This window comes from Streptomyces sp. NBC_01244 (genome assembly GCF_035987325.1).
Lineage (GTDB): Bacteria > Actinomycetota > Actinomycetes > Streptomycetales > Streptomycetaceae > Streptomyces.
The window spans coordinates 2,649,538-2,675,398 of record NZ_CP108488.1; the positions used below are offsets into that span (position 1 = coordinate 2,649,538).

Below are 25,861 nucleotides of genomic sequence, written 5' to 3' on the forward strand. Positions count from 1 at the left end.
CCGGTGAAGATCAGCTCGGCTCACACCGTGCTGCTGCGATCAGCTCTGGCCGCCGGCCAGCTTCTCGCGGAGCGCGGCGAGGGCCTCGTCGGACGCCAGGGCGCCAGAGGTCTCGTCCGCACCCTCGGAGGAGTACGAACCACCCGAGATGCCCGCACCGGCGCTGCTGCTGCTGCCCGCGGCCGGAGCGGCCGCACCCTCGGCAGCGGCGGCCTCGTCGGCCTCGCGGCTCTTGATGACCTGAGCCTGGTGCTGCTCGAAGCGCGTCTGCGCCTCGGCGTACTGGCCCTCCCAGGCTTCGCGCTGCTTGTCGAAGCCCTCGAGCCAGTCGTTGGTCTCGGGGTCGAAGCCCTCGGGGTAGATGTAGTTGCCCGCGTCGTCGTACGAGGCAGCCATACCGTAGAGGGTCGGGTCGAACTCGACCGAGGCCGGGTCGGCACCGAAGGACTCGTTGGCCTGCTTCAGGGACAGCGAGATCCGGCGACGCTCGAGGTCGATGTCGATGACCTTGACGAAGATCTCGTCGTTGACCTGGACGACCTGCTCCGGGATCTCCACGTGGCGCTCGGCCAGCTCGGAGATGTGGACCAGACCCTCGATGCCCTCGTCCACGCGGACGAACGCACCGAACGGAACCAGCTTGGTGACCTTACCCGGGACGACCTGACCGATCTGGTGCGTCCGGGCGAACTGCTGCCACGGGTCTTCCTGCGTCGCCTTCAGCGACAGGGAGACACGCTCGCGGTCCATGTCGACGTCGAGGACCTCGACGGTGACTTCCTGGCCGACCTCGACAACCTCGGACGGGTGGTCGATGTGCTTCCAGGACAGCTCGGAGACGTGAACGAGACCGTCGACGCCACCCAGGTCCACGAAGGCACCGAAGTTGACGATCGAGGAAACGACGCCGGAGCGGACCTGACCCTTCTGCAGGGTGGTGAGGAACGTCTGGCGAACCTCGGACTGGGTCTGCTCGAGCCAGGCGCGGCGGGACAGGACCACGTTGTTGCGGTTCTTGTCCAGCTCGATGATCTTCGCCTCGAGCTCCTTGCCCACGTAGGGCTGGAGGTCGCGGACGCGACGCATCTCGACGAGGGAGGCCGGAAGGAAGCCACGGAGGCCGATGTCGAGGATGAGTCCACCCTTGACGACCTCGATGACGGTACCGGTGACGATGCCGTCTTCTTCCTTGATCTTCTCGATCGTGCCCCAGGCGCGCTCGTACTGCGCACGCTTCTTGGACAGGATCAGACGGCCTTCCTTGTCCTCCTTCTGGAGAACAAGAGCCTCGATCTCGTCGCCGACCTTGACGACCTCGTTCGGGTCGACGTCGTGCTTGATCGAGAGCTCGCGGCTCGGGATGACGCCCTCGGTCTTGTAACCGATGTCGAGGAGAACCTCGTCACGGTCGACCTTCACGATGACGCCGTCGACGATGTCGCCGTCGTTGAAGTACTTGATCGTCTCGTCGATCGCGGCGAGGAACGCGGCCTCGTCACCGATGTCGTTGACCGCAACCTGCGGGGTGGTGGCGGTGGTCTCGGTGCTGCTCGTCATGTGGGTAAGGGCTCCGGTTACGGACAGAAAGTCGTAGGTACTGCTACGCCGGGAGCCCTTATCGGCATCTGCCGAAGAAGCCGGACAGCCAAGGAAGCCCCAGTTCCGCGAAATGCGGGGTGGGGGCCTCGAAAACCGAGGGGACATCGACAGATACAAGCGCAGCCTGCTAGGTCTGAGGAGCACAGGCTCGCAGCGCAACTTGTAGCATACGGGGGCAGCCGGACAGGGTCAATGCGCGAAGGCGCACACCCCGGGCGGATCACCGCACAACCGGCACAATTAGTGGGCGGGCAGGCGCCGATGGCCCTTCCCGCCCGCTTTCCGCAGACATTCGCAGACTACGACGACGGGCCCCATGAACCAAGAGGACTGCGCCCCCGAAGAGGCGTACGAAGCCGGATCGGCCACCGAAGACGATTCCGAGGCCACGCGGCGTGACGCGGGGGAAGCGGAGAGCAGCCGGGCGAGCCGGGGCTGGTGGGACCGCAACGCCGACGAGTACCAGAGCGAGCACGGCGCCTTCCTCGGCGACGACCGCTTCGTCTGGGGACCCGAGGGCCTGGACGAGGCGGAAGCGGCCCTCCTCGGGCCCGCCGCCTCCCTCAAGGGCAAGGACGTCCTGGAGATCGGCGCCGGCGCCGCCCAGTGCTCCCGCTGGCTGGCCGCCCAGGGCGCCCGCCCCGTCGCCCTGGACCTCTCCCACCGCCAGCTCCAGCACGCCCTGCGGATCGGCGGCAGCGATGTGCCGGCGGCCCGGCTGATCGAGGCCGACGCCGGGCGCCTCCCCTTCCGCGACGCCTCCTTCGACCTCGCCTGCTCCGCCTACGGGGCCGTCCCCTTCGTCGCCGACCCCGTGAACGTCATGCGCGAGGTGCGCCGCGTCCTGCGCCCCGGCGGCCGCTGGGTCTTCTCCGTCACCCATCCCGTCCGCTGGGCCTTCCCCGACGAGCCGGGCCCCGAGGGGCTGTCCGTCGCCGCCTCCTACTTCGACCGCACCCCGTACGTCGAACAGGACGAGCAGGGCCGCGCCGTATATGTGGAGCACCACCGCACGATCGGCGACCGGGTACGGGACGTGGTCGCGGGCGGTTTCCGCCTCGTCGACCTGGTCGAGCCGGAGTGGCCCGCGTGGAACAGCCAGGAGTGGGGCGGCTGGTCCCCGCTGCGCGGCAACCTCATCCCCGGTACGGCGATCTTCGTGTGCGAGCGGGACTGAGCAGGTGACGGGACAGCGCGTGATCCGTACGGCCGACCTCGACGCCCTTCCCGTACGGGAAGCCCTGCCCGCGCTCGTCTCGGCGCTCGACGCCCACGGCGCCGCCGTGCTCTGCGCCCCGCCCGGCACCGGCAAGACCACGCTGGTGCCGCTGGTACTGGCGGGGTTGGTGGGAGGCGGGCCGCGCCGCAGGATCGTCGTCGCCGAACCCCGCCGGATCGCCGCCCGCGCGGCGGCCCGCCGGATGGCCTGGCTGCTCGGCGAGCAGGTCGGCGCCTCCGTGGGCTTCACGGTGCGCGGCGAGCGGACGGTCGGACCGTCCACCGTGGTCGAGGTGGTCACCACCGGGGTGCTGCTCCAGCGGCTCCAGCGCGACCAGGAGCTCTCCGGGACCGACCTGGTGATCCTGGACGAGTGCCACGAGCGGCACCTGGACGCCGACACCGTCGCCGCCTTCCTCCTGGACGTACGGGAGACCCTGCGCCCGGAGCTGCGGCTCCTCGCGGCCTCGGCGACCACGGACGCGGCCGGCTGGGCCCGCCTCCTGGGGGACGCGCCCGTCGTGGAAGCTGCCGGGGTCTCCCATCCGGTGGAGACCGTGTGGGCCCCGCCGGCCCGCCCGGTGCGGCCCCCGCACGGGATGCGGGTGGATCCGGCGCAGCTCACGCACGTGGCCTCGGTGGTGCGGCGGGCACTGGCGGAACGTTCCGGCGACATCCTCTGCTTCCTGCCCGGCGTCGGTGAGATCGCCCGGGTCGCCGGGCAGCTCGGCGCGGCCGACGCGGAGGTCCTCCAGATACACGGCCGCGCGCCCGCCTCCGTCCAGGACGCGGCGCTGTCCCCCGCGCCGCACCGCCGGGTCATCCTCTCCACCGCCGTCGCGGAGTCCAGCCTGACCGTGCCCGGCGTACGGATCGTCGTGGACTCGGGGCTGGCCCGCGAACCCCGGGTCGACCACGCCCGGGGCCTGGGAGCGCTGGCCACCGTACGGGCGTCCCGCGCAGCCGGCCGCCAGCGCGCGGGCCGGGCCGGGCGCGAGGCCCCCGGCACGGTGTACCGCTGCTGGGCCGAAGCGGAGGACGGGCGGCTGCCCTCGTACCCCTCCCCCGAGATCCGGATCGCGGACCTCGCGCAGTTCGCCCTCCAGGCCGCCTGCTGGGGCGACCCGGACGCGACCGGCCTGGCCCTGCTCGATCCGCCGCCGGCCGGAGCCATGGCCGCGGCGCGGGAGGTGCTGCTCGCCGTGGGCGCGGTGTCCCCGGCGGGGCGGCCGACCCCGCGGGGGCTGCGGATGGCCCGGCTCGGCCTGCACCCGCGCCTCGCCCGGGCCCTGCTCGACGGCTCCGCCGCGCTGGGCCCCCGGCGGGCGGCGGAACTGGTGGCCCTGCTCAGCGAGGAGCCGCCGCGGGAGTACGGCGACGACCTGGCCGCGGCCTGGCGGCGGGCCCTGGCGGGCGGCGACAGCTACGGATCCCGCTGGCGGGCGGAGGCCAAGCGATTGGAACGCGCGGCTGCGGAGCGGGACCCTGCGGGGCTTTCCCCCACCCCGCCCCTTCCCGATTCCCGGAGCTCCGCCCCGGACCCCGCGCAGCGCACGTACGGGGTCCGGGGCGGAGCCCCGGTTTCGGGAAGGGGCGGGGTGGGGGAAAGCAACCTCCCCAACGACGCCGCCGCCGGGCTCGTGGCCGCGCTGGCGTTCCCGGAGCGGGTCGCCAGGGCCAAGGGCCAGGGGGCCTTCCTCATGGCCTCCGGGACCGGGGCCGAGCTCGGCGAGGGATCCGGCCTGCGCAGCGCGCCCTGGCTGGCGATCGCAGTCGCCGACAGGCCCCCGCACTCCGCCTCCGCCCGCGTCCGCCTCGGGGCCCTCCTCGACGAGGAGACCGCCCGCACGGCGGCGGGCCACCTGTTCCGCGAGGGCGAAGAGGTGCACTGGGAGGACGGCGACCTCGTGGCCCGCCGGGTCACCCGCCTCGGTGCCATCGAGCTCGCCGCGCGGCCCCTGCGCGACCCCGACCGGGACCTCGTCAGGGCCGCACTGCTCGACGGGCTGCGCACCGATGGGCTCGGCCTGCTGCGCTGGACCCCGGACGCGCAGGCGCTCCGGGCGCGGCTCGGCTTCCTGCACCGCACGCTCGGCCCGCCCTGGCCCGACGTGGCGGACGACGGGGAGCTGCTGGAGCGGGCCGACGACTGGCTGGAGCCCGAGCTGTCGCGGGCCCGGCGCCGCGGCGACCTCGCGCGGATCGACGCCGGGCAGGCGCTGAACCGGCTGCTCCCCTGGGCCACCGGGGAGGCCGCCCGGCTCGACGAGCTGGCCCCCGAGCGGATCGAGGTGCCGAGCGGCTCGCGGATCCGCGTCGACTACGCCGCCGAGCACGGGCAGCCCGTACTCGCGGTCAAGCTCCAGGAACTGTTCGGGCTGGCCGAAACCCCCCGGATCGCGGGGGTCCCCGTACTCGTCCATCTCCTGTCGCCCGCCGGCCGTCCCGCCGCGGTCACCGCCGACCTGGCTTCGTTCTGGCAGGGCGGCTACCGCGCCGTCCGCGCCGAGCTCCGCGGCCGCTATCCCAAGCACCCGTGGCCCGAGGACCCGGCGACGGCCGAGCCCACCCGGCACACCAACGCCCGGCTCAAGCGCTGAGCGGCCCCTCGCGCCCGGGGCGCCGGCTGCGCGCCTCCAGCAGCAGGGCGAGTCCGAAGAGCGCGAGCCCGCCGGCCGCCAGGCCGATCGGGGCGTACGTGTGCAGCGCGAGGACCATGATCCGGTTCGACTTGACGAGGTCGACGGTGTAGTCGCTGTAGTCCTCGCGGATCTTCACGTGCCCGGCGAAGACGGTGAGCTTTCCGTCGGGCGCGCTGCCCGCGATGCTCCCGCCGCGCATCTCCTGCTGGATCTCCTGCTCGGCGTTGACGGGCGCACCGGTCACCGGGTCGACCCAGAACTTCGCCTTGGTCGTGTACCAGAGGCTGGTCCCGGTGGTCTGCTCGAACGTCGCCGGGTCGATCCCCTCGAAGGGCATCTTCTTCGGCAGCCCGACCTTCGTCCAGGGAACGGTCTGCTCGAAGTAGTAGACGTCCACGCCCTTGAACGTGCGCGGCCCCACGTAGTGGATGGGCGAGGAGGTGCGGGTCTGCTGGTCGAAGTAGAGGTAGTCGCGCGGCTCGGTGAAGAACGGCCACTTGAACTCGATGCCCTCGCGCCTGACCGGGTCCCCGTCCACCGCCTCGCCGGTGGCGTGCACCGGGTCCTGGCTGTGCGCGTCGAAGATGTAGCGCTCGGGGATCTGGGACACCATCTTCCCGTCCGGACCCATGATGTGGGTCAGCGTGTCCCAGACCACGACGTCCTTGCCGGCGCTGGCCTCGATCTCCTTCGACGCCTCGACGTTGCCCTTGAGGGTCTGGACGATGGTGACCTTGGAGACCTTCTTCGGCTGCATGGTGGCGTAGTCGATGAGGGTCGCGTCCTTCGCCTCCAGCACCATCTCCTGGTACTGGCTCGGCGGGATCTTCGCGAGCCTGGGGTACGCGTACCAGCGCAGCAGCGGCGCGAGAGCTGCACAGAACACGGCTACGGCTAGCAGGACGAGGCTTGCTCTGCGTCGCATGGCCGGGCCCTCCTCTACTTTCCGGGCGCGGCGGGCGCGGTGGTGAGCAGGGGCTTCGGTGAGGTCTTGCCTTCCGGCGCCCCCGTCGCCGTGATGGCGAAGACGAGGAGCGCCGCGAGGACGAGACCGCTGGCGGCGGCGACGAATGCGCGCATGCCGGGGCCTCCGGAATCTGATTGGTCGTCAGGGCGGTGGCACCGTAGCAATGCGGGTGACAGATGAGAACCGTTTGCGCCACTGCTCGCGCGGGGACCCGGGCCGCGCGGGCTCACACCGAGGCGCCGCCCCCGCCTGGGAGGCGGGGGCGGCGCGGGTCAGGGGCGTCGGCGCGTCAGGGGGCCGGCGTGGGCGCCGGAGCGGCGGCGGACGCGGACGGTGACGGTGACGGTGAAGGCTTGGGCGACGGCTTGGGCTTCGGCGACGGGGAGACCGAAGCCGTGGGCTTCGGAGCGGGCTCGGGCGTCGGCGACGGGGTCGGCTTCGGACTCGGGGTCGGGCTGGGGGTCGGCTTCGGACTCGGCGTGGGGCTCGGCGTGGGCGTGGGGCTCGGCGTGGGCGTCGGGCTCGGAGTCGGCGTCGGGCTCGGAGTCGGCGTCGGGCTCGGAGTCGGCGTCGGCTTCGGCGTGGGCGTCGGGCTCGGCGTGGGCGTCGGGCTCGGAGTCGGCGTCGGGCTCGGAGTAGGCGTCGGCTTCGGCGAAGGCGTGGGCGTGGGCGAAGGCGTGGGCTTCGGCGTCGGGGACGGCGGCGGAGGTGTCACCGCCGGGGTGCCCTTGCCACCCGTACCGGTACCGGCACCACCACCGCCACGGCCGTCCGGGACCTCGTGCGCGCCCTTCAGGTAGTACGCGAACCACGACCGCACCGTCCGCAGGTACGCGGAGGAGTTGTTGTACGACAGCACGGCCCGGTCCAGATCCGCTTCCACCCGCAGGTCACGCGTACCGGCGCACAGGTAGCGGCCCGCCGCGAGCGCGGCGTCGTGCACGTTGTTGGGGTCACGGCGGCCGTCCCCGTTGGCGTCCTGGCCCCACGAGGCCCACGTGGACGGGATGAACTGCATCGGCCCGACCGCACGGTCGTAGCGGGAGTCCCCGTCGTAGGCCCCGCCGTCGGTGTCCGGGATGTTCGCGAAGCCGTTGCCGTCGAGCACGGGCCCCCGGATCGGCCGCAGCGTCGTACCGGAGGCGTCGACCTGACCGCCGCGCGCCTGCCCGGACTCGACCTTGCCGATCGCCGCGAGGAGCTGCCAGCGCAGTCCGCATCCGGGGTCGTTCCTGCCGACCGTCAGCTCCGCGCCCCGGTACGCGGCGAGCACGCTCGCCGGTATGCCCTGCGCGCCCTCGGCGCCACCCGTGGCCGCGGGCTCGGTGCGCGGCCCCGGATCCGCGGCGGCCGGCGCCACGGGGGGCGGCGTCGCCCCGCCCTCGGGGAGCAGCACGGCCGGCGGTTCGGGGCTCACCAGCGGCGGCAGCGCGGTGAAGTAGGAGCCGTCGCCCGCGGAGCCCTCGGGCGCGGGTTCCGCGACCGCGGACGCGTCGGCGCCGGCCGCGAGCGGTCCCTGCGAGGCGGTCAGTACGGCGGCCACGACAGCGGAGACGAGCACGGCGGCCCCGCCCTTGCGCACCACCCGGCCGAACCGCGCCGGTATCCCCGCGGACGCGCCTGCCGGTATTCGAATCCGAGCCGTCATGAGCCGGACCCCCCTCCCCCTCGACGTCCGCGTGACCCTACGTCAACTCGCTGAACAGGGCACGCATCGTGTGCGGGAATTCACGATTTCCTCATGAGTTCCGCAGGCCACCCATACTGGAGGCACCGGGCTCACCGCACGGTCGATGAGCCGAGCCACCCGAGACAAGGTCCCCATGCCGTTCACTCTCAGCCACGCGGCCGCCGTACTTCCGGCCGTCCGCCGGTCCGGTCGTGCGCGCGGCCCCCTCGTCGTATCGGCCCTGGTCCTCGGGTCGTTCGCTCCGGACACCCTCTACTTCGTCGACATCGTGGTGCCGGGCCTCAGGCCGTACAGCACCTTCACGCACTCCCTGCCCGGCGTCCTGACCGCCGACGCGGTCCTGACCGCCGTCCTCGCGGCGTGCTGGCTGCTGCTGCGCGAACCGTTGATCGCACTCCTGCCCCGCGGGCGGCAGGGCAGGGTGCACGCCTTCGTCCGGGGCGAGGAATGGCGCGGGCGCCGACTGCCCGCACTGGCCCTGTGGTTCTACCTCTCGGCGGCCATCGGCTCCCTCACCCACGTGGTGTGGGACGCCTTCACGCACGTCGACCGCTTCGGGACGCGCATCCTGCCGCAGCTGGGCGAGCCGCTCGCCCTCGGGCTGCCCCTCTACTCGTACCTGCAGTACGGGACTTCGGCGCTCGCGGCCTGTGTCCTGGTCTGGTTCACGGCGACCGCGCTGCGCCGGCTGCCGGACTCGCCGGCCCCCGCGTCCGTCCCGGTGCTCGGCCGGGCCGGGGTGTGGGGCGCGCTCGCGCTGGTCCTGGTCTGCGTGGCGGTGGGGGTGACCTTGCGCGTGCTGCGCTTCTTCACCTACTTCGACCGGATCCGCACGCCGCTCGACATCATCCCGACCGTCTGTTTCGGCGCGGGCGGCGGTCTCGCCGTGGGGCTGCTGCTCTACGGGGTCCTCGTGCGCCTGCTCCACCGGCGGGTCCGCGACCTCCCGACCGCGGAGGCCGACGCGGACACCGACACCGACACGAGAACGCCCGTCCCCGCCCAGTAGGCGGGAACGGGCGCTGCCCGGATCACGGGTGCGGGCGGTCAGTGCGCGGCGGACTCCCAGTCGGGGCCGACCCCCACGGACACGTCCAGCGGGGCCCGCAGGTCGACGGCGGCGGCCATCTCGCGGCGCACCAGCTCCTCCACCTGCTTGCGCTCTCCGGGCGCGATCTCCAGCACGATTTCGTCGTGGACCTGGAGCAGCATCCGCGACTTCAGCCCCGCCCCGGTGATCGCCTGGTCCACGCGCAGCATCGCGACCTTGACGATGTCGGCGGCGGTGCCCTGGATCGGCGCGTTCAGCGCCATCCGCTCGGCGGCCTCGCGGCGCTGGCGGTTGTCGCTGTTGAGGTCCGGGAGGTAGCGGCGGCGGCCGAAGACGGTGGCCGTGTAGCCGGTGGCACGGGCTTCCTCGACGACGCGGCCCAGGTAGTCCCGGACCCCGCCGAAGCGCTCGAAGAAGGTCTCCATCAGGCCGCGGGCCTCACCGGGCTCGATGTTCAGCTGCTGGGCGAGACCGAACGCGGAGAGTCCGTAGGCCAGGCCGTAGGACATGGCCTTGATCTTGCGCCGCATCTCGGCGTCGACCTCGGAGCGCTCGACGCCGAACACCTGGGAGGCGACGGTGGTGTGCAGGTCCTCGCCCGACTGGAAGGCTTCGAGCAGGCCCTCGTCCTCGGAGAGGTGGGCCATGACGCGCAGCTCGATCTGGCTGTAGTCGGCGGTCATGAGGGATTCGTAGCCCTCGCCGACGACGAAGCCGCGGCGGATGGCCCGGCCCTCATCGGTGCGCACCGGCACGTTCTGCAGGTTGGGGTCGGTGGAGGACAGCCGGCCGGTCGCGGCGACGGTCTGGCTGAAGCTGGTGTGGACCCGGCCGTCGGCGGCGATCATCTTGACCAGGCCCTCGACGGTGACGCGCAGCTTGGCCTGCTCCCGGTGGCGGAGCATGATCACGGGCAGTTCGTGGTCGGTCTGGGTGGCCAGCCAGGCGAGCGCGTCGGCGTCCGTGGTGTAGCCGGTCTTGGTCTTCTTCGTCTTCGGCAGGTCCAGCTCGCCGAAGAAGACCTCCTGGAGCTGCTTGGGCGAGCCGAGGTTGAACTCGTGGCCGACCGCCGCGTGGGCCTCCTTCACCGCCTGCTGCACGGCCGCGGCGAACTGCTGCTCCATCGCTTCGAGGTGGCTCCGGTCCACGGCGATGCCGGCCCGCTCCAGGCGGGCCAGCAGCTCGGAGGTGGGCAGCTCCATGTCGTGGAGCAGCTCGGCGGCGCCCACCTCGGGCAGCTTCACCGCGAAGGCGTCCCCGAGGTCCAGGACGGCGCGGGCCTGCGCCATCAGGGCTTCCGCCTCGGCGGTGTCGTCGGCGCCGAAGGCGAGCTGCCCGTCGGCGGCGGCGGGCGCCAGCTCCCGGTGCAGGTACTCCTGGGAGAGGACGTCCAGTGCGAAGGAGCGGCGGCCCGGCTTGACCAGGTAGGCGGCGAGCGCGGTGTCCATGGCGACCCCGGCCAGGGTCCAGCCGTGCTCGGGGAAGACCCTCATCAGGGCCTTGGCGTTGTGCACCACCTTGGGCTTGGCGGCGTCGGCGGCCCAGGCGGCGAAGGCCCGCTCGTCGGCCTCGTCCAGTGCGGACGGCTCGAACCAGGCGGCGGCTCCCCCGGCCGAGGCCAGGGCGATCTCGGAGACGTTGCCGGCGCCGAGTGCCCAGGTGTCGACGGTGGAGATGCCGAGCGGGGTGCCCGCGTGGCTCTCCAGCCACGGCGCGAGCTCGCCGGCGCCGAGGACGGAGCCGTCCAGCTCCACGGCGGCGGCGGCCGCCGGGGCCGGGGCCTCTTCCCCGGCGGCGCCCGGGTCCACGGCGAGCAGTCGCTCGCGCAGGGAGGCGTTGCGGATCTCCAGTACGTCCAGGACCCCGGTGACGGCGCTCCGGTCGTAGGGGGCGCGGGCCAGCTCCGCGGGGGTCTTGGGCAGGGCGACGTCCTTGACCATCTCGGTCAGGACCCGGTTGAGCTTCACGGCGTCCAGGTTCTCCCGGAGGCTCTCCCCGGCCTTGCCCTTGACCTCGTCGGCGCGCTCCACGAGCTCCGCGAACGACCCGAACTGGGTGATCCACTTGGTGGCGGTCTTCGGGCCGACGCCCGGGATGCCGGGGAGGTTGTCGGACGGGTCGCCGCGCAGGGCCGCGAAGTCCGGGTACTGCTGGGGGGTGAGGCCGTACTTCTCCTCGACCTCTCCCGGGGTGAACCGGGTCAGCTCGGAGACTCCCTTGGTCGGGTAGAGCACGGTGGTGTGCTCGGAGACCAGTTGGAAGGAGTCACGGTCGCCGGTGACGATGAGCACGTCGAAGCCGAGGGCCTCGGCCTGCGTGGCCAGCGTCGCGATCACGTCGTCGGCCTCGAAGCCGTCGACCGCGAACCGCGGCACGCTCATCGCGTCGAGGAGCTCGCCGATCAGCTCCACCTGTCCCTTGAACTCGTCGGGGGTCTTGGAACGGTTCGCCTTGTACTCGGGGAACTCCGCCGCGCGCCACGTCTTGCGGGACACGTCGAACGCCACCGCGAAGTGCGTGGGCGCCTCGTCGCGCAGCGTGTTCGCCAGCATCGACGCGAATCCGTAGACGGCGTTCGTCGACTGCCCCGTCGCGAGCGTGAAATTCTCCGCGGGCAGCGCGAAGAACGCCCGGTACGCCATGGAGTGCCCGTCCATGAGCATCAGGCGGGGGCGGTCCGCTGCGGTCGGCTGGTCGGTCTTCTTCGATGCTGAATCTGCCACGCCCCCGATCCTAGGCCGCCGCACTGACATTTCCGGCGCCGGTGGTCACCCGGTCAGTGGACGGCCGTCCGGGCCCGGCCCCGGGCGGGTCCGGCCGCCGTCCCTCCCGGGGCCGGTCCGCCGCCTCCCGGGGAGCCTCCCCGTCCGACTTCCCCCCAGCTCTCCCAGCTCTCCCGGCTCCCCCGGCGCATCCGTCGCAGCGGCCGCCCCCGGCGCACTCGTCCGGACTCCGGACGCTCCGTACCGCCCTCCCGGCCACCCGGCGGCCGTGAAAGGATCGGAAGTGCGGCACTATGTGCTGCATTCGCACACACGCTCGAAGGGGAGCGCCATGGCCACCAAGCCGCCCGCAGGGGATCCCGTACAGGACGCACCCCAGGTGACGCCCCCCAAGCACGCGGCCGCGGGCCTGCCCGCGATCGGGCACACCCTGCGGATCGCGCAGGAGCAGATGGGCCTGGCCCGTACCGCCCGCACCCTCCTCAAGGTCAACCAGAAGAACGGCTTCGACTGCCCGGGCTGCGCCTGGCCCGAGGGCGACAAGCGGCACACCGCCGAGTTCTGCGAGAACGGCGCCAAGGCCGTCGCGGAGGAGGCCACCCTGCGCCGGGTCACCCCCGCCTTCTTCGCCGAGCACCCCCTGGCCGACCTGGAGACCCGCTCCGGCTACTGGCTGGGCCAGCAGGGCCGGATCACCCAGCCGATGCTCATGGAGGCGGGCGCCGACCGCTACGAGCCGGTCAGCTGGGAGCGGGCCTTCGCGGTGATCGCGCAGGAGCTGCGCGCCCTGGACTCCCCCGACGAGGCCCTCTTCTACACCTCGGGCCGCACCAGCAACGAAGCGGCCTTCCTCTTCCAGCTGTTCGTCCGCGAGTTCGGCACGAACAACCTCCCCGACTGCTCGAACATGTGCCACGAGTCCTCGGGCTCCGCACTGAACGAGACGATCGGCATCGGCAAGGGCAGCGTCTCCCTCGAAGACCTCCACCAGGCCGACCTGATCATCGTCGCCGGGCAGAACCCGGGCACCAACCACCCGCGCATGCTCTCCGCCCTGGAGAAGGCCAAGTCCGCCGGCGCGAAGATCATCTCGGTGAATCCGCTGCCCGAGGCCGGCATGGAACGGTTCAAGAACCCGCAGACCCCCCTCGGCATGCTCAAGGGCACCGCCCTCAACGACCTGTTCCTCCAGATCCGCATCGGCGGCGACCAGGCCCTCTTCCGCCTCCTGAACAAGCTGGTCATCGAGGCGGGCGGCGCCACCGACGAGGAGTTCATCCGCGAACACACCCACGGCTACGAGGAGTTCGCGGCCACCGCCAAGGACACCGACTGGGACGCGACCCTCACCGCCACCGGCCTGACCCGCCCCGACATCGAGCGCGCCCTCGCCATGATCCTGGCCTCGAAGCGCACCATCGTCTGCTGGGCCATGGGCCTGACCCAGCACAAGCACTCCGTCGCCACCATCCGCGAGGTCGTCAACCTGCTGCTCCTGCGCGGCAACATCGGCCGCCCCGGCGCCGGCGTCTGCCCCGTACGCGGCCACTCCAACGTGCAGGGCGACCGCACCATGGGGATCTTCGAGCGCCCCGCACCCGCCTTCCTCGACGCCCTCGACAAGGAATTCGGCATCACCTCGCCCCGCGAGCACGGCTTCGACGTGGTCCGCTCCATCCAGGCCCTGCGCGACGGCGAGGCCAAGGTGCTCTTCGCCATGGGCGGCAACTTCGTCGGCGCCACCCCCGACACCGAGGTCACCGAGGCCGCGATCCGCCGCGCCTCCCTGACCGTGCACGTCTCCACCAAGCTCAACCGCTCCCACGCGGTCACCGGCAGGCGCGCCCTGATCCTGCCCACCCTCGGGCGCACCGACAAGGACGTCCAGGCCGGCGCTCTCGGCAAAAAGGGCACAGCGCAGTTCGTGACCGTCGAGGACTCCATGGGCATGGTCCACTCCTCGCGCGGCAACCTCGCCCCCGCCTCCCCGCACCTGCTCTCCGAGCCCGCGATCGTGGCCCGCATGGCCCGCGCCGTCCTCGGCGAGGCCTCCCGCACCCCGTGGGAGGACTTCGAACACGACTACGCCGCCATCCGCGACCGGATCTCCCGCGTCGTCCCCGGCTTCGAGGACTTCAACGCCCGCGTCGCCCGCCCGGGCGGCTTCCAGCTCCCGCACGCCCCGCGCGACGAGCGCCGCTTCCCCACGAAGACCGGCAAGGCGAACTTCACCGCCGCCCCCGTGGAGTACCCGCACCTCCCGCCGGGGCGCCTGCTCCTGCAGACCCTGCGCAGCCACGACCAGTACAACACCACCATCTACGGCCTCGACGACCGCTACCGCGGGATCACCGGCGGCCGCCGCGTGGTCATGGTCAACCCCGAGGACGCCGCCGAGATCGGGCTCCCCGACGGCTCGTACACCGACCTCGTCGGCGAGTGGCGCGACGGCGTGGAGCGGCGCGCCCCCGGCTTCCGCGTCGTGCACTACCCGACCGCCCGCGGCTGCGCCGCCGCCTACTACCCCGAGACCAACGTGCTGGTGCCCCTCGACTCCACGGCGGACACCAGCAATACCCCGGCGAGCAAGTCCGTCGTCGTGCGCTTCGAGCCGTCCTGATAGAACGACCTCAGGACAAGATGGTTAACGAACGTTGACGAACGGAGTCGGCCCATGGGCGAGCAGCAGCACGCGGTGAAGTTCCCACAGGAGGTCCTCGACGAGTACACGGCCCTGGGCATCGACCTGCCCGCGCTGTTCTCGGCGGGTGACCTCGGCAAGCGGATGGACATCCGCATCCTCGAAGCCTCCGCGGAGCGCGTCGTCGCCACCATGCCCGTCGAGGGCAACACCCAGCCCTACGGACTCCTCCACGGCGGGGCCTCCGCCGTCCTCGCCGAGACCCTCGGCTCGGTCGGCGCGATGATGCACGGCGGCATCACCAAGGTCGCCGTCGGCGTCGACCTGAACTGCACCCACCACCGCGGCGCCCGGTCCGGCCTGGTCACCGGAGTCGCGACCCCCGTGCACCGGGGCCGCTCGACCGCCACCTACGAGGTGGTCATCACGGACGAACAGGACCGCCGGGTCTGCACCGCCCGCCTGACCTGCCTGCTGCGCGACGTGAACCCGCAACAGGACGGCCACAACTAGCCGTTGCCCTCGCAGCGGCGCCGGTCTAGCGTGCCCGCATGGGATCCGGACCGGCGCCGCGGCGCGCCTTGGCCGCAGCGGCGACGACGGCGCTGCTGGCCGCCGCACCGCTCGGCTGCGCCGGCGGCGATCCCGGGCCCCCTCCCGCCACCAGCTCCGCCCCGACGGCGCCCCAGGACGTCTGCACCCGCCTGATCACCCACTGGGCGGGCGTGATCCTCGACGCGGGCGAGGGCCGCGACGCCGTCGCCCTCGACTACCAGTCCATGGGCCTGTCCGGCGGCCAGAACGACATCCTGCGCGCCGTCCTCGCCGACGCCCGCGCCGAGCGGGACGCCAAGGGCCCGGCGGCCGCGCGCGAGCTCACCGCCCGGGAGGCGGAGCGCCGCTGCGCGGACCGCTACCGGTCGGGCACCCCGACGGGCGGTCCCTGGCAGTGAGCGGCGGCATCGGCCCGGTGGAACCCGGGGAGGGCACGGAGCCCCACGAGGACCCGCACGCCGCCCCCCACGCGCCGCGCACGCCGCCGGCCGTCCGGCGGCTCCGTGAGGTCTACGAGGGCCACCGGCGGGCCGTCCTGGCCCTCGGGGCGCTGACCTGCGCGTCCGCCGTCTTCGCCGCCGGGGCCGCGCTGTACGCGGCCCGGCCGCGCCCCGCCCCGTACCGGCCGCCCGCACCCTCGCAGGTGTTCTCCCTCGCGTACGTCGATCCGGCCGGGCAGGACGCCGGACGGGACCCCGGGCAGGATCCCGGGCAGACCCCCTCCGCCGCGGCCTTCGCGTTCACCGTGCGTGTGCGCGCCGGGGCCGGTCCGGCCGTCACCCTGGAGCGGCTGACGCAGTCCTCGCGGGCGCTGACGATCGAGGTCCAGCCACCACTTCCGGCCACACTCGCCCCGGGCGAGGCCCGTGACCTCGCCGTACGGATTCGAGTCACAGACTGCGTGCATGTGGCACGGAATTCCGGACTCCCTTTCCTGGAAGTAACCCTAAGTAATGGGTTTGAGAAAGAGGATCACAGCTACATCCCCGGTGACCGTTATGCGCGAGATCTCTCCACCGCCCTGACCAGGGCCTGTCCCGAAGATCGAGACGCGAGCACCTCGCCGCCGTCATGACCAAAAGGGCCCAGAGTCCTGGCGCGACAGTACCCAAACCACCCAACGGTCCTCACCGGTCTCAGCATGCGGACAAGACGAACCGGCCGGATTTCCCCCTTTCCACCCGCAGACATCCGCTATGCATTACGCCGTGGCATAACAAGAGAGTCACATCATTGGCCTCAGCCCTCCATAACGTCCTAAGACCCGCTTAGAGTCACGGCCAGTCACCGCGACCAGCCGGATTCCTTTCAGTTCGGTTCCCCGCGTTCGACACGGTGCGTCCCACGGGGGACGCAGTGCCAGGAAAGGACTGATCGTGCGTCAGCGTTCTCTCATTGCCGTGACCGCCGCGCTCGCTGCGGGCGCCCTCACCCTCACCGCCTGCGGATCGCGCGGAGAAAAGACCAACGACGCCGGCAGCGGCGACACCACGGTGGTCATCGGCGTCGACGCCCCGCTGACCGGCGACCTCTCCGCCCTCGGCCTCGGCATCAAGAACTCCGCCGACCTGGCTGCCAAGCAGGCCAACGAGAAGAAGTACGTCAAGGGCGTCACCTTCAAGATCCAGGCCCTCGACGACCAGGCCCAGGCCTCCTCCGGCCAGCAGAACGCCACCAAGCTCGTCGCCGACAAGGACGTCCTCGGTGTCGTCGGCCCGCTGAACTCCTCCGTCTCGGAGTCCATGCAGAAGGTCTTCGACGACGCCAAGCTCGCCCAGATCTCCCCGGCCAACACCAGCCCGTCCCTCTCCCAGGGGCCGAAGTGGGCCAGCGGCGAGAAGGTCCGCACCTACAAGAGCTACTTCCGCACCGCCACCACGGACGCCATCCAGGGCCCGTTCGCGGCGCAGTACCTCTTCAACAAGGCGGGCAAGAAGAAGGTCTTCCTGATCGACGACAAGAAGACCTACGGCGCGGGCCTCGCCGGCACCTTCAAGGGCGAGTTCACCAAGCTCGGCGGCCAGGTCGTCGGCGAAGGCCACATCGACCCGGAGAGCAAGGACTTCTCCGCGATCGTGACCGAGGTCAAGAGCTCCGGCGCCGACGTGGTCTACTACGGCGGCGAGTACCCGGCGGCCGGCCCGCTCAGCAAGCAGATCAAGGCCTCCGGCACCAAGATCCCGCTCGTCGGCGGTGACGGCATCTACGACAAGAAGTACGTCGAGCTCGCCGGCGCCGAATCCGCGGGCGACCTCGCCACCTCGGTCGGCGCCCCGGTCGAGAGCCTGCCGTCCGCCAAGGACTTCGTCGCCAACTACACCAAGGCCGGATACAAGGAGCCCTTCGCCGCCTACGGCGGTTACTCCTACGACTCCGCCTGGGCGATCATCGAGGCCGTCAAGGCCACCGTCGACGCCAACAACGGCAAGCTCCCCGCCGACGCCCGCGCCAAGGTCCTCGCCGCCGTCCAGGGCGTCTCCTTCGACGGTGTGACCGGCAAGGTCTCCTTCGACGAGTTCGGTGACGCCACCAACAAGCAGCTCACCGTCTACAAGGTCGAGGGCACCGAGTGGAAGTCCGTCGAGTCCGGCACCCTCGGCTGACCTCCACTGACCACCCGAACGACCCGTAGCCGGTAGTCCGCTCGAACGGCCGGCCACGGGAGCACGACCCACCTGCCGCGCGGGGCGCGCACAAAAAGCGCCCCGCGCGGAGTCACATCCGTCGAAAGACTCGGAGGACCTGCGGTGCACGAACTGCCGCAACAGCTGGTCAACGGCCTGCTACTGGGATCCATGTACGGGCTCGTCGCCATCGGCTACACGATGGTCTATGGCATTGTCCAGCTCATCAACTTCGCGCATGGCGAGATCTTCATGACCGGAGGATTCGGAGCGCTCACCGTCTGGCTGATGCTCCCCGGGGGCACCACCATGTGGATCGCCCTTCCGCTCATGATCATTGGCGCGGTCATCGTCGCCACCCTCATCGCCGTCGGTGCCGAACGCTTCGCCTACCGACCCCTGCGCAACGCTCCCCGCCTCGCCCCCCTCATCACCGCCATCGGCCTCTCCATCGCCCTCCAGCAGGCGGTATGGGCCTGGTACCCCGGAGCGGAATCCTCCCTGATCTTCCCCGAGATCCCCGGCGGACCCTTCCACCTCGGCAGCGTCACCATCCAGACCGGCGACGTCTTCCTCCTGATCGCAGCCCCCATATCCATGGCCTTCCTCGGCTTCTTCGTCAAGAAGACCCGCACCGGCCGCGGCATGCAGGCAACCGCCCAGGACCCCGACACCGCCAAGCTCATGGGCATCAACACCGACCGCATCATCACCACCGCGTTCGCGCTCGGAGCCGTCTTCGCCGCCATCGGAGCCGTCGCCTACGGCCTCAAGTACGGCGAAGTCCAGTTCAAAATGGGCTTCCTCCTCGGCCTCAAGGCCTTCACCGCCGCCGTCCTCGGAGGCATCGGCAACATCTACGGCGCCATGGTCGGCGGCCTCGTCCTCGGACTCGCCGAAACCCTGACCACCGTCTACGTAGCCGACATCCCCGGCTTCGAACAGCTCGGCGGCCAGTCCTGGGGTAACACCTGGGCGTTCGTACTTCTCATCCTCGTGCTCCTCTTCCGGCCACAAGGCCTGCTGGGCCAGCGCGTGGCGGACAGGGTGTGACCTCCATGACGAACATCACCGCGGACACCGCGAACCCCGAGAACACCGTGAAGACCACCGCACCGGCCAAGGGGCTCATCCCCCTCCCCGAGAAGACGGCCCGCGCGCTGGCCACCGCCGGCGGCGCACTCACCGTCGTCTCCGCGTTCCTCTCCTGGACCTGGAGCACCGCCTTCCCCGGGGACCTCACCTACTACGGCTCCCCCGCCGGCCTCCAGTGGCTCGTCCTCATCGGCGGCGCACTCACCGCCCTCTTCGGACTCGCCTCCTACGGCACCAAGGGCCTGGGCTGGCTCACCCCCGCCGGCGCCGACGCAGCGATCAAACTCGCCGCCCTCGCCGCGTTCGCCACCACCTGGTACACCGTCGTCTCGATCGTCCTCGAACTCGGACTCCTCGCAGACCTCGAACCCGGAGCCGGCATCGCCGCCCTGGTCAGCCTCCTCGCCGTCATCGGCGCCTTCGGACTCCCCTTCGAACGCCCCGCGCTCGAAGGCCCCGACCCCGACGACACCGCCTGGGACAAGTACAAGCACGAAGCCGGCAACCGCTGGACGACCTTCAAGGCCGCCTTCGCCTCCGGCCCCGTCAAGCCCGCCCGCACCCTCCCGGCCTGGGCCGAGATCCTCCTGATCGCCGCCGTCCTCGGCCTCGCGCTCACCGTCTTCACCTACGGCATCACCACCCCGTACCAGGAACTCTTCGTCGGCTTCCTGATCACCGCCGGATTCGGTGCCGCAGCGCTCAACAAGGCGGGCCTCTTCGCCCGCGTCACCGCCCTCACCACCCGCCACCGCAACGTCGCCCTCGTGGGCGCCTTCGCCGCCGCGGCCGCCTTCCCCCTCACCCAGACCGACGACCAGTACGCGAACCTCGGCGTCAACATCCTGATCTTCGCCACCGTCGCACTCGGCCTGAACATCGTCGTCGGCCTCACCGGCCTCCTCGACCTCGGCTACGTCGCCTTCCTCGGCGTCGGCGCCTACACCGCGGCCCTGGTCTCCGGCTCCCCGAACTCCCCCTTCGGCGTGCACTTCCCCTTCTGGGCCGCAATCCTGCTCGGCGCCGCCGCCTCCATGGTCTTCGGCGTCCTCATCGGAGCACCCACCCTGCGCCTGCGCGGCGACTACCTCGCCATCGTGACGCTCGGCTTCGGTGAGATCTTCCGCATCTCCATGAACAACCTCGACGGCACCTCCGGCCCCGACATCACCAACGGGCCCAACGGCATCGCCGGCATCCCGAACGTCAACCTCTTCGGATTCGACTTCGGCGCCACACACACCATCGCCGGATTCACCATCGGCCGCTTCGCGAACTACTTCCTGCTGATGCTGCTGATCACCCTCATCGTGATCCTCGTCTTCCGCCGCAGCGCGGAATCCCGCATCGGCCGCGCCTGGGTCGCCATCCGCGAAGACGAAACCGCCGCCGAAGCCATGGGCATCAACGGCTTCCGCGTCAAGCTCATCGCCTTCGCCCTCGGCGCCACCCTCGCAGGCCTCGCCGGAGCCGTCCAGGCACACGTCAGCTACACGGTCACCCCCGACCAGTACACCTTCGCCAACGCCGTGCCCCCGAACTCCGCGTTCCTGCTCGCCGCGGTCGTCCTCGGCGGCATGGGCACCATCTCCGGACCCCTCGTCGGCGGATCGCTGCTCTTCCTGATCCCCAACAAGCTCCAGTTCCTCGGCGAATACCAGCTCCTCGTCTTCGGCTTCGCCCTCATCGTCCTGATGCGCCTGCGCCCCGAAGGCATCATCCCCAACCGGCGCAACCAGCTCGAACTCCACGAGGACATGGAAGCGCCCACGGTTCTCGGCAAGGCAGGGGTCTGAACCCATGACGACCACCACCACCGACACGCCCCCCGCCACCACGGCGGAGACCGTCCTCGACGCACGCGGCGTCACGATGCGCTTCGGCGGCCTCACCGCCGTCAAGAACGTCGACCTGACCGTGCGCAGCGGCGAGATCGTCGGCCTCATCGGCCCCAACGGCGCCGGCAAGACCACCTTCTTCAACTGCCTCACCGGCCTCTACATCCCCACCGAGGGTGAAGTCCGGTACAAGGACAAGGTCCTGCCGCCCAAGTCGTACAAGGTCACCGCCGCCGGCGTCGCCCGCACCTTCCAGAACATCCGTCTCTTCAACAACATGACGGTCCTGGAAAACGTCCTCGTCGGACGCCACACCCGCACCAAGGTCGGCCTCTGGGCCTCCCTCCTGCGCCTCCCCAGCTTCGGCCGGGAGGAAGCGGCGAGCCGCGAGAAGGCCATGGAACTCCTCGAGTTCATCGGCCTCGCCCACAAGGCCGAGCACCTCGCCCGCAACCTCCCCTACGGAGAGCAGCGCAAGCTCGAAATCGCCCGCGCGCTCGCCAGCGACCCCGGCCTCATCCTCCTGGACGAGCCCACCGCCGGCATGAACCCGCAGGAGACCCGCGCCACCGAAGAACTCATCTTCGCCATCCGGGACCAGGGCATCGCCGTCCTCGTCATCGAGCACGACATGCGCTTCATCTTCAACCTCTGCGACCGCGTCGCCTGCCTCGTCCAGGGCGAAAAGCTCATCGAAGGCACCGCCGCCGAAGTCCAGGGCGACGAGCGCGTCATCGCCGCCTACCTCGGCGAACCCTTCGAAGGCGCCCCCGGCGCCGAAGAACTCGCCGAAGTCGAAGCAGCCGAAGCACACAGCGAGGCCGCACACGACGAGGCGGCCGCGGTCGCGGACGCGGCCGACGAGGCGACGGACAGCACGACCAGCGCGACCAGCACGGACGGAGAAGACCGGTGACCGCACTCCTCGAGGTCGAGGACCTCCGCGTCGCCTACGGCAAGATCGAAGCCGTCAAGGGCATCTCGTTCAGCGTCGACGCCGGCCAGATCGTCACCCTCATCGGCACCAACGGCGCCGGCAAGACGACGACCCTGCGCACCCTGTCGGGCCTGATCAAACCGCGCGGCGGCCAGATCAAGTTCCAGGGCAAGTCCCTCAAGAAGATCCCCGCGCACGACATCGTCGCGCTCGGACTCGCCCACTCCCCCGAGGGGCGGCACATCTTCCCGCGCATGACCATCGAGGACAACCTCCTCCTGGGCGCCTTCCTCCGCAAGGACAAGGACGGCATCCAGAAGGACGTCCAGCGTGCCTACGACCTCTTCCCGATCCTGGGAGAGCGCCGCAAGCAGGCCGCCGGCACCCTCTCGGGCGGCGAGCAGCAGATGCTCGCCATGGGCCGCGCGCTCATGTCCCGCCCGAAGCTGCTGATGCTCGACGAGCCCTCCATGGGCCTCTCGCCGATCATGATGCAGAAGATCATGGCGACCATCTCCGAGCTCAAGTCACAGGGCACCACCATCCTGCTGGTCGAGCAGAACGCCCAGGCGGCGCTCTCCCTGGCCGACCAGGGCCACGTGATGGAGATCGGCAAGGTCGTCCTGTCGGGCCCGGGCCGCGAGCTCCTGGTCAACGAGGACGTCCGCAAGGCGTACCTCGGCGAGGACTGAGCACCCTTCGCGTACGAGTGAGGCCCGCCTCCGGATCCAGGATCCGGAGGCGGGCCTCACTCGTTGCTGTGCTGGGGGCCTACTCGCCCTTGCCGGCGGCGGCCTTCTTCTCCTCGGCGTCCTCGATGACGGCCTCGGCGACCTGCTGCATGGACATGCGGCGGTCCATCGAGGTCTTCTGGATCCACCGGAAGGCGGCCGGCTCGGAGAGCCCGTACTGCGTCTGCAGGATGCTCTTCGCCCGGTCCACCAGCTTGCGCGTCTCCAGGCGGAGGGAAAGGTCGGCGACCTCCTTCTCCAGCGCGCGGAGCTCGGCGAAGCGGGACACGGCCATCTCGATGGCGGGGACGACGTCGCTCTTGCTGAAGGGCTTCACGAGGTACGCCATGGCCCCGGCGTCCCGCGCCCGCTCCACGAGATCCCGCTGCGAGAACGCGGTGAGCATCAGCACGGGGGCGATGGACTCCTCCGCGATCTTCTCGGCGGCGGAGATCCCGTCCAGGACGGGCATCTTCACATCAAGGATGACCAGGTCGGGACGGTGCTCCCGGGCCAGCTCGACGGCGGTCTGGCCGTCTCCGGCCTCACCGACAACGGCGTAGCCCTCCTCTTCGAGCATCTCCTTGAGGTCGAGACGGATGAGCGCCTCGTCCTCGGCGATGACGACGCGCGTCGTCAGCGGCGGAACGTGCGACTGGTCGGCGTCGGGCGTGGGCGTCGACTCGTGCTCGGCGGTCACGGGGGCTCCTTGGTGCAAGGCGATTCAGCTCCCCCGAGCCTACCTAGCTCCTGTATGTTTGTGACACGGAGGGTCTTAGGTATCCTTTGTTTCGAAGGGGCCCCGGTAGCCCAGCGGCAGAGGCCATGGATTCAAAACCCATTCAGCGTCGGTTCGAATCCGACTCGGGGCACTTCTCCTTCGTTTCCAAGGTCGCCAAGCGATTTTAGGATCTTCACTCGTCACAGTGAACGCAGCTTCGAATTGCGACTATCTGGACGAACAGCGGCGAAGCTCCCAAGCGTGGAGCACAATCCTTCGATACGCGAAGAAGCAGTCCTGCTGATGCGCCGGGGCGTGACCAATCGAGTGGTCGCCGAACACCTGGGCATACCGCGCGGCACCATCGGCTGGTGGCGGTCCGAGGACCGAAGACACCGCGGTGAGGTGTACGTCCGTCCGACCGACTGCCCGAGATGTACTGGCCGCGAAGCCGACCAGCCCGCGTACGCCTATCTCCTGGGTCTCTACCTCGGTGACGGCCACATCATCTCCAAGTACAAGCAGCACCACCTGTCCGTCTCCTGCGACGCCTCCTGGCCCGGTCTCATCGACGCCGCCGAAGCGGCGATGCACCGCGTCATGTCGTTGCCCAAGGTGGGACGCGTGCAGCGGCAGGGTTGCGTGGAGGTCAAGTCCTACACCCACCATTGGACCTGCCTGTTCCCGCAGCACGGGCCCGGCAAGAAGCATGATCGGCGCATCGTCCTGGAGGGCTGGCAGCAGGCCATCGTCGACGCCCACCCCTGGGAGTTCCTCCGTGGACTGATCCACTCCGACGGGTGCCGGATCACCAACTGGACTGTCCGCAACGGCAAGCGCTACGAGTACCCCCGGTACTTCTTCACGAACAAGTCCGACGACATTCGGAAGCTCTGCACGGACACCCTGGCGAAGGTCGGCGTCCAGTGGACGATCCTGGCCCGGGGCTGCGACCCCTTCAACGTGTCCATCGCCCGCAAGGACTCCGTCGCGCTCATGGACGCCCACATCGGGCCGAAGTACTAGCCCGGCAGGTCGCCGCTGCCGCCCAGGTTGGCGACCATGCGGCGCAGGCCGTCGATGGTCGCCGCGTAGGCGGCATCGTCCATACCCTCCCGCATCCGCGCGTGCACCTTCGCGTTGCGGTCGTGCGCACGGACCCGGCCGGCTTCGCCCTGTTCCGTGAGGGTCAACACGCCGTCCGTCTCCGTAAGCCAGCCTCGGGCCGCCAGGTCGTCGTAGAGGGCCTCGAAGTCGGTGTCCTGGTCGTCGTACGCGGTGAGCTTCTCCGTGAGGGCCGCCCGCTTCCAGTGGGCCGGGGCGGCTGCCACGTGGTTGAGGGTCCACCAGTGGGGCTGGGTGAGGTTTTCCTCGGCCAGGGCGGCCCTGAGGCCGCCTATGACGAGGTTCGCGGCCTCGCGGGCCCAGTAGCCGATGGGCTGGGCCGCGAGCTGGTCCTGTGAGTACTGCTTGATCGCCGTCATGCCAGGAGGCTATGACCTCAAGTCTGCTTGAGGTCAAGGCTACTTGGCGCCTGCCAGGCCGTGGAGGACCGTCGCCACGTGGGCTTCCGCGTCGGCGGGGTCGAGGGGGGCGTGGGCGATGAGGAGGCGGTACCAGAACGGCCCGAAGACCAGGTCGACCGCGTGGTCGAGGTCCGTGGCGGCGGGGAGTTCCTCGCGGGTGACCGCCCTCGTCAGGAGGGTGGCGACGACCTCGCGGCGGGTGGCGACCCAGGCGCGGAAGGGTTCGGCGAAGGCGGGGTCGAGCTGGGCTTCGGCCATGAGGCCGGTGAGGGCTTTGGCGCGGACGGGGTCGCGGCCGATGCGGTAGAGGTCGGTGACGAAGGCGGTGAGGTCGCCGGTGAGGGTGCCGGTGTCGGGTTCGGGGACGCGGGCGGCGGTTTCGTGGGCGTAGGCGTCCATGACGAGGGCGGGCTTGGATTTCCACCAGCGGTAGACGGTGCTCTTGGCGACGTTGGCGCGCTTGGCGACGCCTTCGATGGTGAGGGCGCCGTAGCCGTTCTCGACGAGGAGTGCGGCGGTGGCCTCGAGGACGGAGTGGTGGGCGTCTTCGTTGCGGAGGCGGCCGCCGGTGCGGGGCGGGTTGCCCGAAGGAGTGATTGACACGGCTTCACGATAGCCCTAGCGTTTTATCGAAACGCGGCGTAGCGTTTCGATTGAAGGATCCGCCGAGGCTGAGAGATGCCGAGGGATACGAGGGGTGGAGTCATGGGCAAGATCGTGATCGCGCACGGGTACGGGATGCATGCCGGGGAGCACTGGTATGCGGCGACGGGCGAGGAGTTCGCCGCGGAGGGGCATGAGGTGCGGATTCCGAACTTCCCCGAGCCGTTCGCTCCGGAGCCCGGTGTGTGGCTGAAGGAGCTGGAGGCGGCGGTGGAGGGTGCGCCGGCCGGTGAGACGGTGCTGGTGGGTCACAGTCTGGGTGGGGTGAATGTGCTGCGGCTGCTGCTGGAGCACGACACGGAGGCCGAGGGGGCGTTCGCGGGGGTGGTGTTCGTGGCGTCGATGTCCGGCGAGGTGGGGTATGACGCGTTGGCGCCGTTCTTCTCGCCGGAGTTCGACTGGCAGCGGATCCGTAAGGCTGCACGGGAGTTCCGTGTGCTGCACGCGGCGGATGACCCGGTGACCGGGGAGGCGACGGGTGAGCACGTGCTGCGGTTCGTGCGGGAGCTGGGCGCCGAGGCGCGGGTGACCGCGTCGGGCGGGCACTTCCCGAGTACGGGTGAGAGCCGTTTGGTGTTGCCCGACGCGGTGCGTCTTATACGTGAGGTGCTGTAGTCGCTGCAGTTGCCTGCGGGCGGTG

The 25,861-nt window shown here is 70.7% G+C and carries 22 protein-coding genes and 1 tRNA gene; 15 read left to right on the top strand and 8 right to left on the bottom strand.

The features are described from left to right. Nucleotides 1-39: 39 nt before the first annotated feature. Entirely contained in the window at nucleotides 40-1,557 is a 1,518-nt protein-coding gene (gene rpsA, locus OG247_RS11690) for a 30S ribosomal protein S1 (RefSeq protein WP_243338283.1), read from the bottom strand. Nucleotides 1,558-1,915: 358 nt separating this feature from the next. Here rpsA and OG247_RS11695 point away from each other — a divergent pair, with 358 nt between their 5' ends. Continuing rightward, nucleotides 1,916-2,776, top strand: coding sequence for a class I SAM-dependent methyltransferase (locus OG247_RS11695; protein ID WP_327252173.1), 861 nt, complete (start codon nucleotides 1,916-1,918; stop codon nucleotides 2,774-2,776). 19 nt (nucleotides 2,777-2,795) lie between these two features. Continuing rightward, nucleotides 2,796-5,417, top strand: a complete 2,622-nt coding sequence (locus OG247_RS11700; RefSeq protein ID WP_327257432.1) for an ATP-dependent RNA helicase — start codon at nucleotides 2,796-2,798, stop codon at nucleotides 5,415-5,417. Here the strand turns inward: OG247_RS11700 and OG247_RS11705 are convergent. The 3 genes from OG247_RS11705 to OG247_RS11715 all read right to left on the bottom strand — a co-directional run bounded on the left by OG247_RS11705 (nucleotide 5,407) and on the right by OG247_RS11715 (nucleotide 8,074). Then, nucleotides 5,407-6,384 (bottom strand): DUF3068 domain-containing protein, encoded by a 978-nt coding sequence (locus OG247_RS11705; RefSeq protein WP_327252174.1) that lies wholly within the window; start codon nucleotides 6,382-6,384, stop codon nucleotides 5,407-5,409. The genes OG247_RS11700 and OG247_RS11705 overlap by 11 nt on opposite strands. Nucleotides 6,385-6,398: 14 nt before the next feature. Next, a complete protein-coding gene (locus tag OG247_RS11710) occupies nucleotides 6,399-6,539 on the bottom strand; it encodes an SPW_0924 family protein (protein ID WP_250744997.1) in 141 nt (46 codons plus the stop codon). A 176-nt stretch (nucleotides 6,540-6,715) separates the two neighbouring features. Continuing rightward, the gene (locus OG247_RS11715; protein WP_327252175.1) at nucleotides 6,716-8,074 is read right to left on the bottom strand and encodes a lytic transglycosylase domain-containing protein; all 1,359 of its coding nucleotides are present in this window, start codon (nucleotides 8,072-8,074) and stop codon (nucleotides 6,716-6,718) included. A 175-nt stretch (nucleotides 8,075-8,249) separates the two neighbouring features. Between OG247_RS11715 and OG247_RS11720 the strand changes: the two genes are divergently transcribed. After that, nucleotides 8,250-9,125: a DUF4184 family protein gene (locus OG247_RS11720; RefSeq protein ID WP_327252176.1), complete on the top strand. Its 876-nt coding sequence runs from the start codon at nucleotides 8,250-8,252 to the stop codon at nucleotides 9,123-9,125. Nucleotides 9,126-9,163: 38 nt separating this feature from the next. On the opposite strand, the gene polA is transcribed toward OG247_RS11720, so the two are convergent. Then, nucleotides 9,164-11,890 (bottom strand): DNA polymerase I, encoded by a 2,727-nt coding sequence (gene polA, locus OG247_RS11725; RefSeq protein ID WP_327252177.1) that lies wholly within the window; start codon nucleotides 11,888-11,890, stop codon nucleotides 9,164-9,166. A 331-nt stretch (nucleotides 11,891-12,221) separates the two neighbouring features. Here polA and OG247_RS11730 point away from each other — a divergent pair, with 331 nt between their 5' ends. The 9 genes from OG247_RS11730 to OG247_RS11770 all read left to right on the top strand — a co-directional run bounded on the left by OG247_RS11730 (nucleotide 12,222) and on the right by OG247_RS11770 (nucleotide 22,272). Next, nucleotides 12,222-14,510, top strand: a complete 2,289-nt coding sequence (locus OG247_RS11730) for an FdhF/YdeP family oxidoreductase (protein WP_327252178.1) — start codon at nucleotides 12,222-12,224, stop codon at nucleotides 14,508-14,510. 54 nt (nucleotides 14,511-14,564) lie between these two features. Beyond that, nucleotides 14,565-15,044 (top strand): PaaI family thioesterase, encoded by a 480-nt coding sequence (locus OG247_RS11735; protein WP_327252179.1) that lies wholly within the window; start codon nucleotides 14,565-14,567, stop codon nucleotides 15,042-15,044. A 38-nt stretch (nucleotides 15,045-15,082) separates the two neighbouring features. After that, nucleotides 15,083-15,484: a hypothetical protein gene (locus OG247_RS11740; RefSeq protein ID WP_327252180.1), complete on the top strand. Its 402-nt coding sequence runs from the start codon at nucleotides 15,083-15,085 to the stop codon at nucleotides 15,482-15,484. Continuing rightward, complete coding sequence (locus OG247_RS11745) at nucleotides 15,481-16,161, top strand: Tat pathway signal sequence domain protein (RefSeq protein WP_327252181.1); 681 nt, start codon at nucleotides 15,481-15,483, stop codon at nucleotides 16,159-16,161. The genes OG247_RS11740 and OG247_RS11745 overlap by 4 nt, the downstream gene beginning before the upstream one ends. A gap of 301 nt (nucleotides 16,162-16,462) precedes the next feature. Then, complete coding sequence (locus OG247_RS11750) at nucleotides 16,463-17,689, top strand: branched-chain amino acid ABC transporter substrate-binding protein (RefSeq protein WP_327252182.1); 1,227 nt, start codon at nucleotides 16,463-16,465, stop codon at nucleotides 17,687-17,689. 144 nt (nucleotides 17,690-17,833) lie between these two features. Beyond that, nucleotides 17,834-18,763 carry a branched-chain amino acid ABC transporter permease gene (locus OG247_RS11755; protein ID WP_250744988.1) on the top strand — a complete coding sequence of 310 codons (930 nt, stop codon included), beginning with the start codon at nucleotides 17,834-17,836 and terminating at the stop codon, nucleotides 18,761-18,763. Between the two features lie 5 nt (nucleotides 18,764-18,768). Then, nucleotides 18,769-20,601 carry a branched-chain amino acid ABC transporter permease gene (locus tag OG247_RS11760; protein ID WP_327252183.1) on the top strand — a complete coding sequence of 611 codons (1,833 nt, stop codon included), beginning with the start codon at nucleotides 18,769-18,771 and terminating at the stop codon, nucleotides 20,599-20,601. 4 nt (nucleotides 20,602-20,605) lie between these two features. Continuing rightward, nucleotides 20,606-21,559: an ABC transporter ATP-binding protein gene (locus OG247_RS11765; RefSeq protein WP_327252184.1), complete on the top strand. Its 954-nt coding sequence runs from the start codon at nucleotides 20,606-20,608 to the stop codon at nucleotides 21,557-21,559. Then, nucleotides 21,556-22,272 (top strand): ABC transporter ATP-binding protein, encoded by a 717-nt coding sequence (locus OG247_RS11770; RefSeq protein ID WP_327252185.1) that lies wholly within the window; start codon nucleotides 21,556-21,558, stop codon nucleotides 22,270-22,272. The genes OG247_RS11765 and OG247_RS11770 overlap by 4 nt, the downstream gene beginning before the upstream one ends. A 79-nt stretch (nucleotides 22,273-22,351) precedes the next feature. On the opposite strand, the gene OG247_RS11775 is transcribed toward OG247_RS11770, so the two are convergent. Further along, nucleotides 22,352-23,011, bottom strand: a complete 660-nt coding sequence (locus tag OG247_RS11775) for an ANTAR domain-containing response regulator (RefSeq protein WP_250744985.1) — start codon at nucleotides 23,009-23,011, stop codon at nucleotides 22,352-22,354. Between the two features lie 99 nt (nucleotides 23,012-23,110). Here OG247_RS11775 and OG247_RS11780 point away from each other — a divergent pair. Continuing rightward, nucleotides 23,111-23,183 (top strand) — tRNA-Leu (locus tag OG247_RS11780). 152 nt (nucleotides 23,184-23,335) lie between these two features. Next, the gene (locus OG247_RS11785; protein ID WP_327257433.1) at nucleotides 23,336-24,058 is read left to right on the top strand and encodes a helix-turn-helix domain-containing protein; all 723 of its coding nucleotides are present in this window, start codon (nucleotides 23,336-23,338) and stop codon (nucleotides 24,056-24,058) included. On the opposite strand, the gene OG247_RS11790 is transcribed toward OG247_RS11785, so the two are convergent. Both OG247_RS11790 and OG247_RS11795 read right to left on the bottom strand, forming a co-directional pair. Next, nucleotides 24,055-24,516 (bottom strand): MarR family winged helix-turn-helix transcriptional regulator, encoded by a 462-nt coding sequence (locus OG247_RS11790; protein ID WP_327252186.1) that lies wholly within the window; start codon nucleotides 24,514-24,516, stop codon nucleotides 24,055-24,057. The two genes, OG247_RS11785 and OG247_RS11790, sit on opposite strands and share 4 nt — an antisense overlap. Nucleotides 24,517-24,555: 39 nt before the next feature. Then, a complete protein-coding gene (locus OG247_RS11795) occupies nucleotides 24,556-25,161 on the bottom strand; it encodes a TetR/AcrR family transcriptional regulator (RefSeq protein ID WP_327252187.1) in 606 nt (201 codons plus the stop codon). Between the two features lie 102 nt (nucleotides 25,162-25,263). Between OG247_RS11795 and OG247_RS11800 the strand changes: the two genes are divergently transcribed. Next, entirely contained in the window at nucleotides 25,264-25,836 is a 573-nt protein-coding gene (locus OG247_RS11800; protein ID WP_327252188.1) for an RBBP9/YdeN family alpha/beta hydrolase, read from the top strand. Nucleotides 25,837-25,861: the final 25 nt, after the last annotated feature.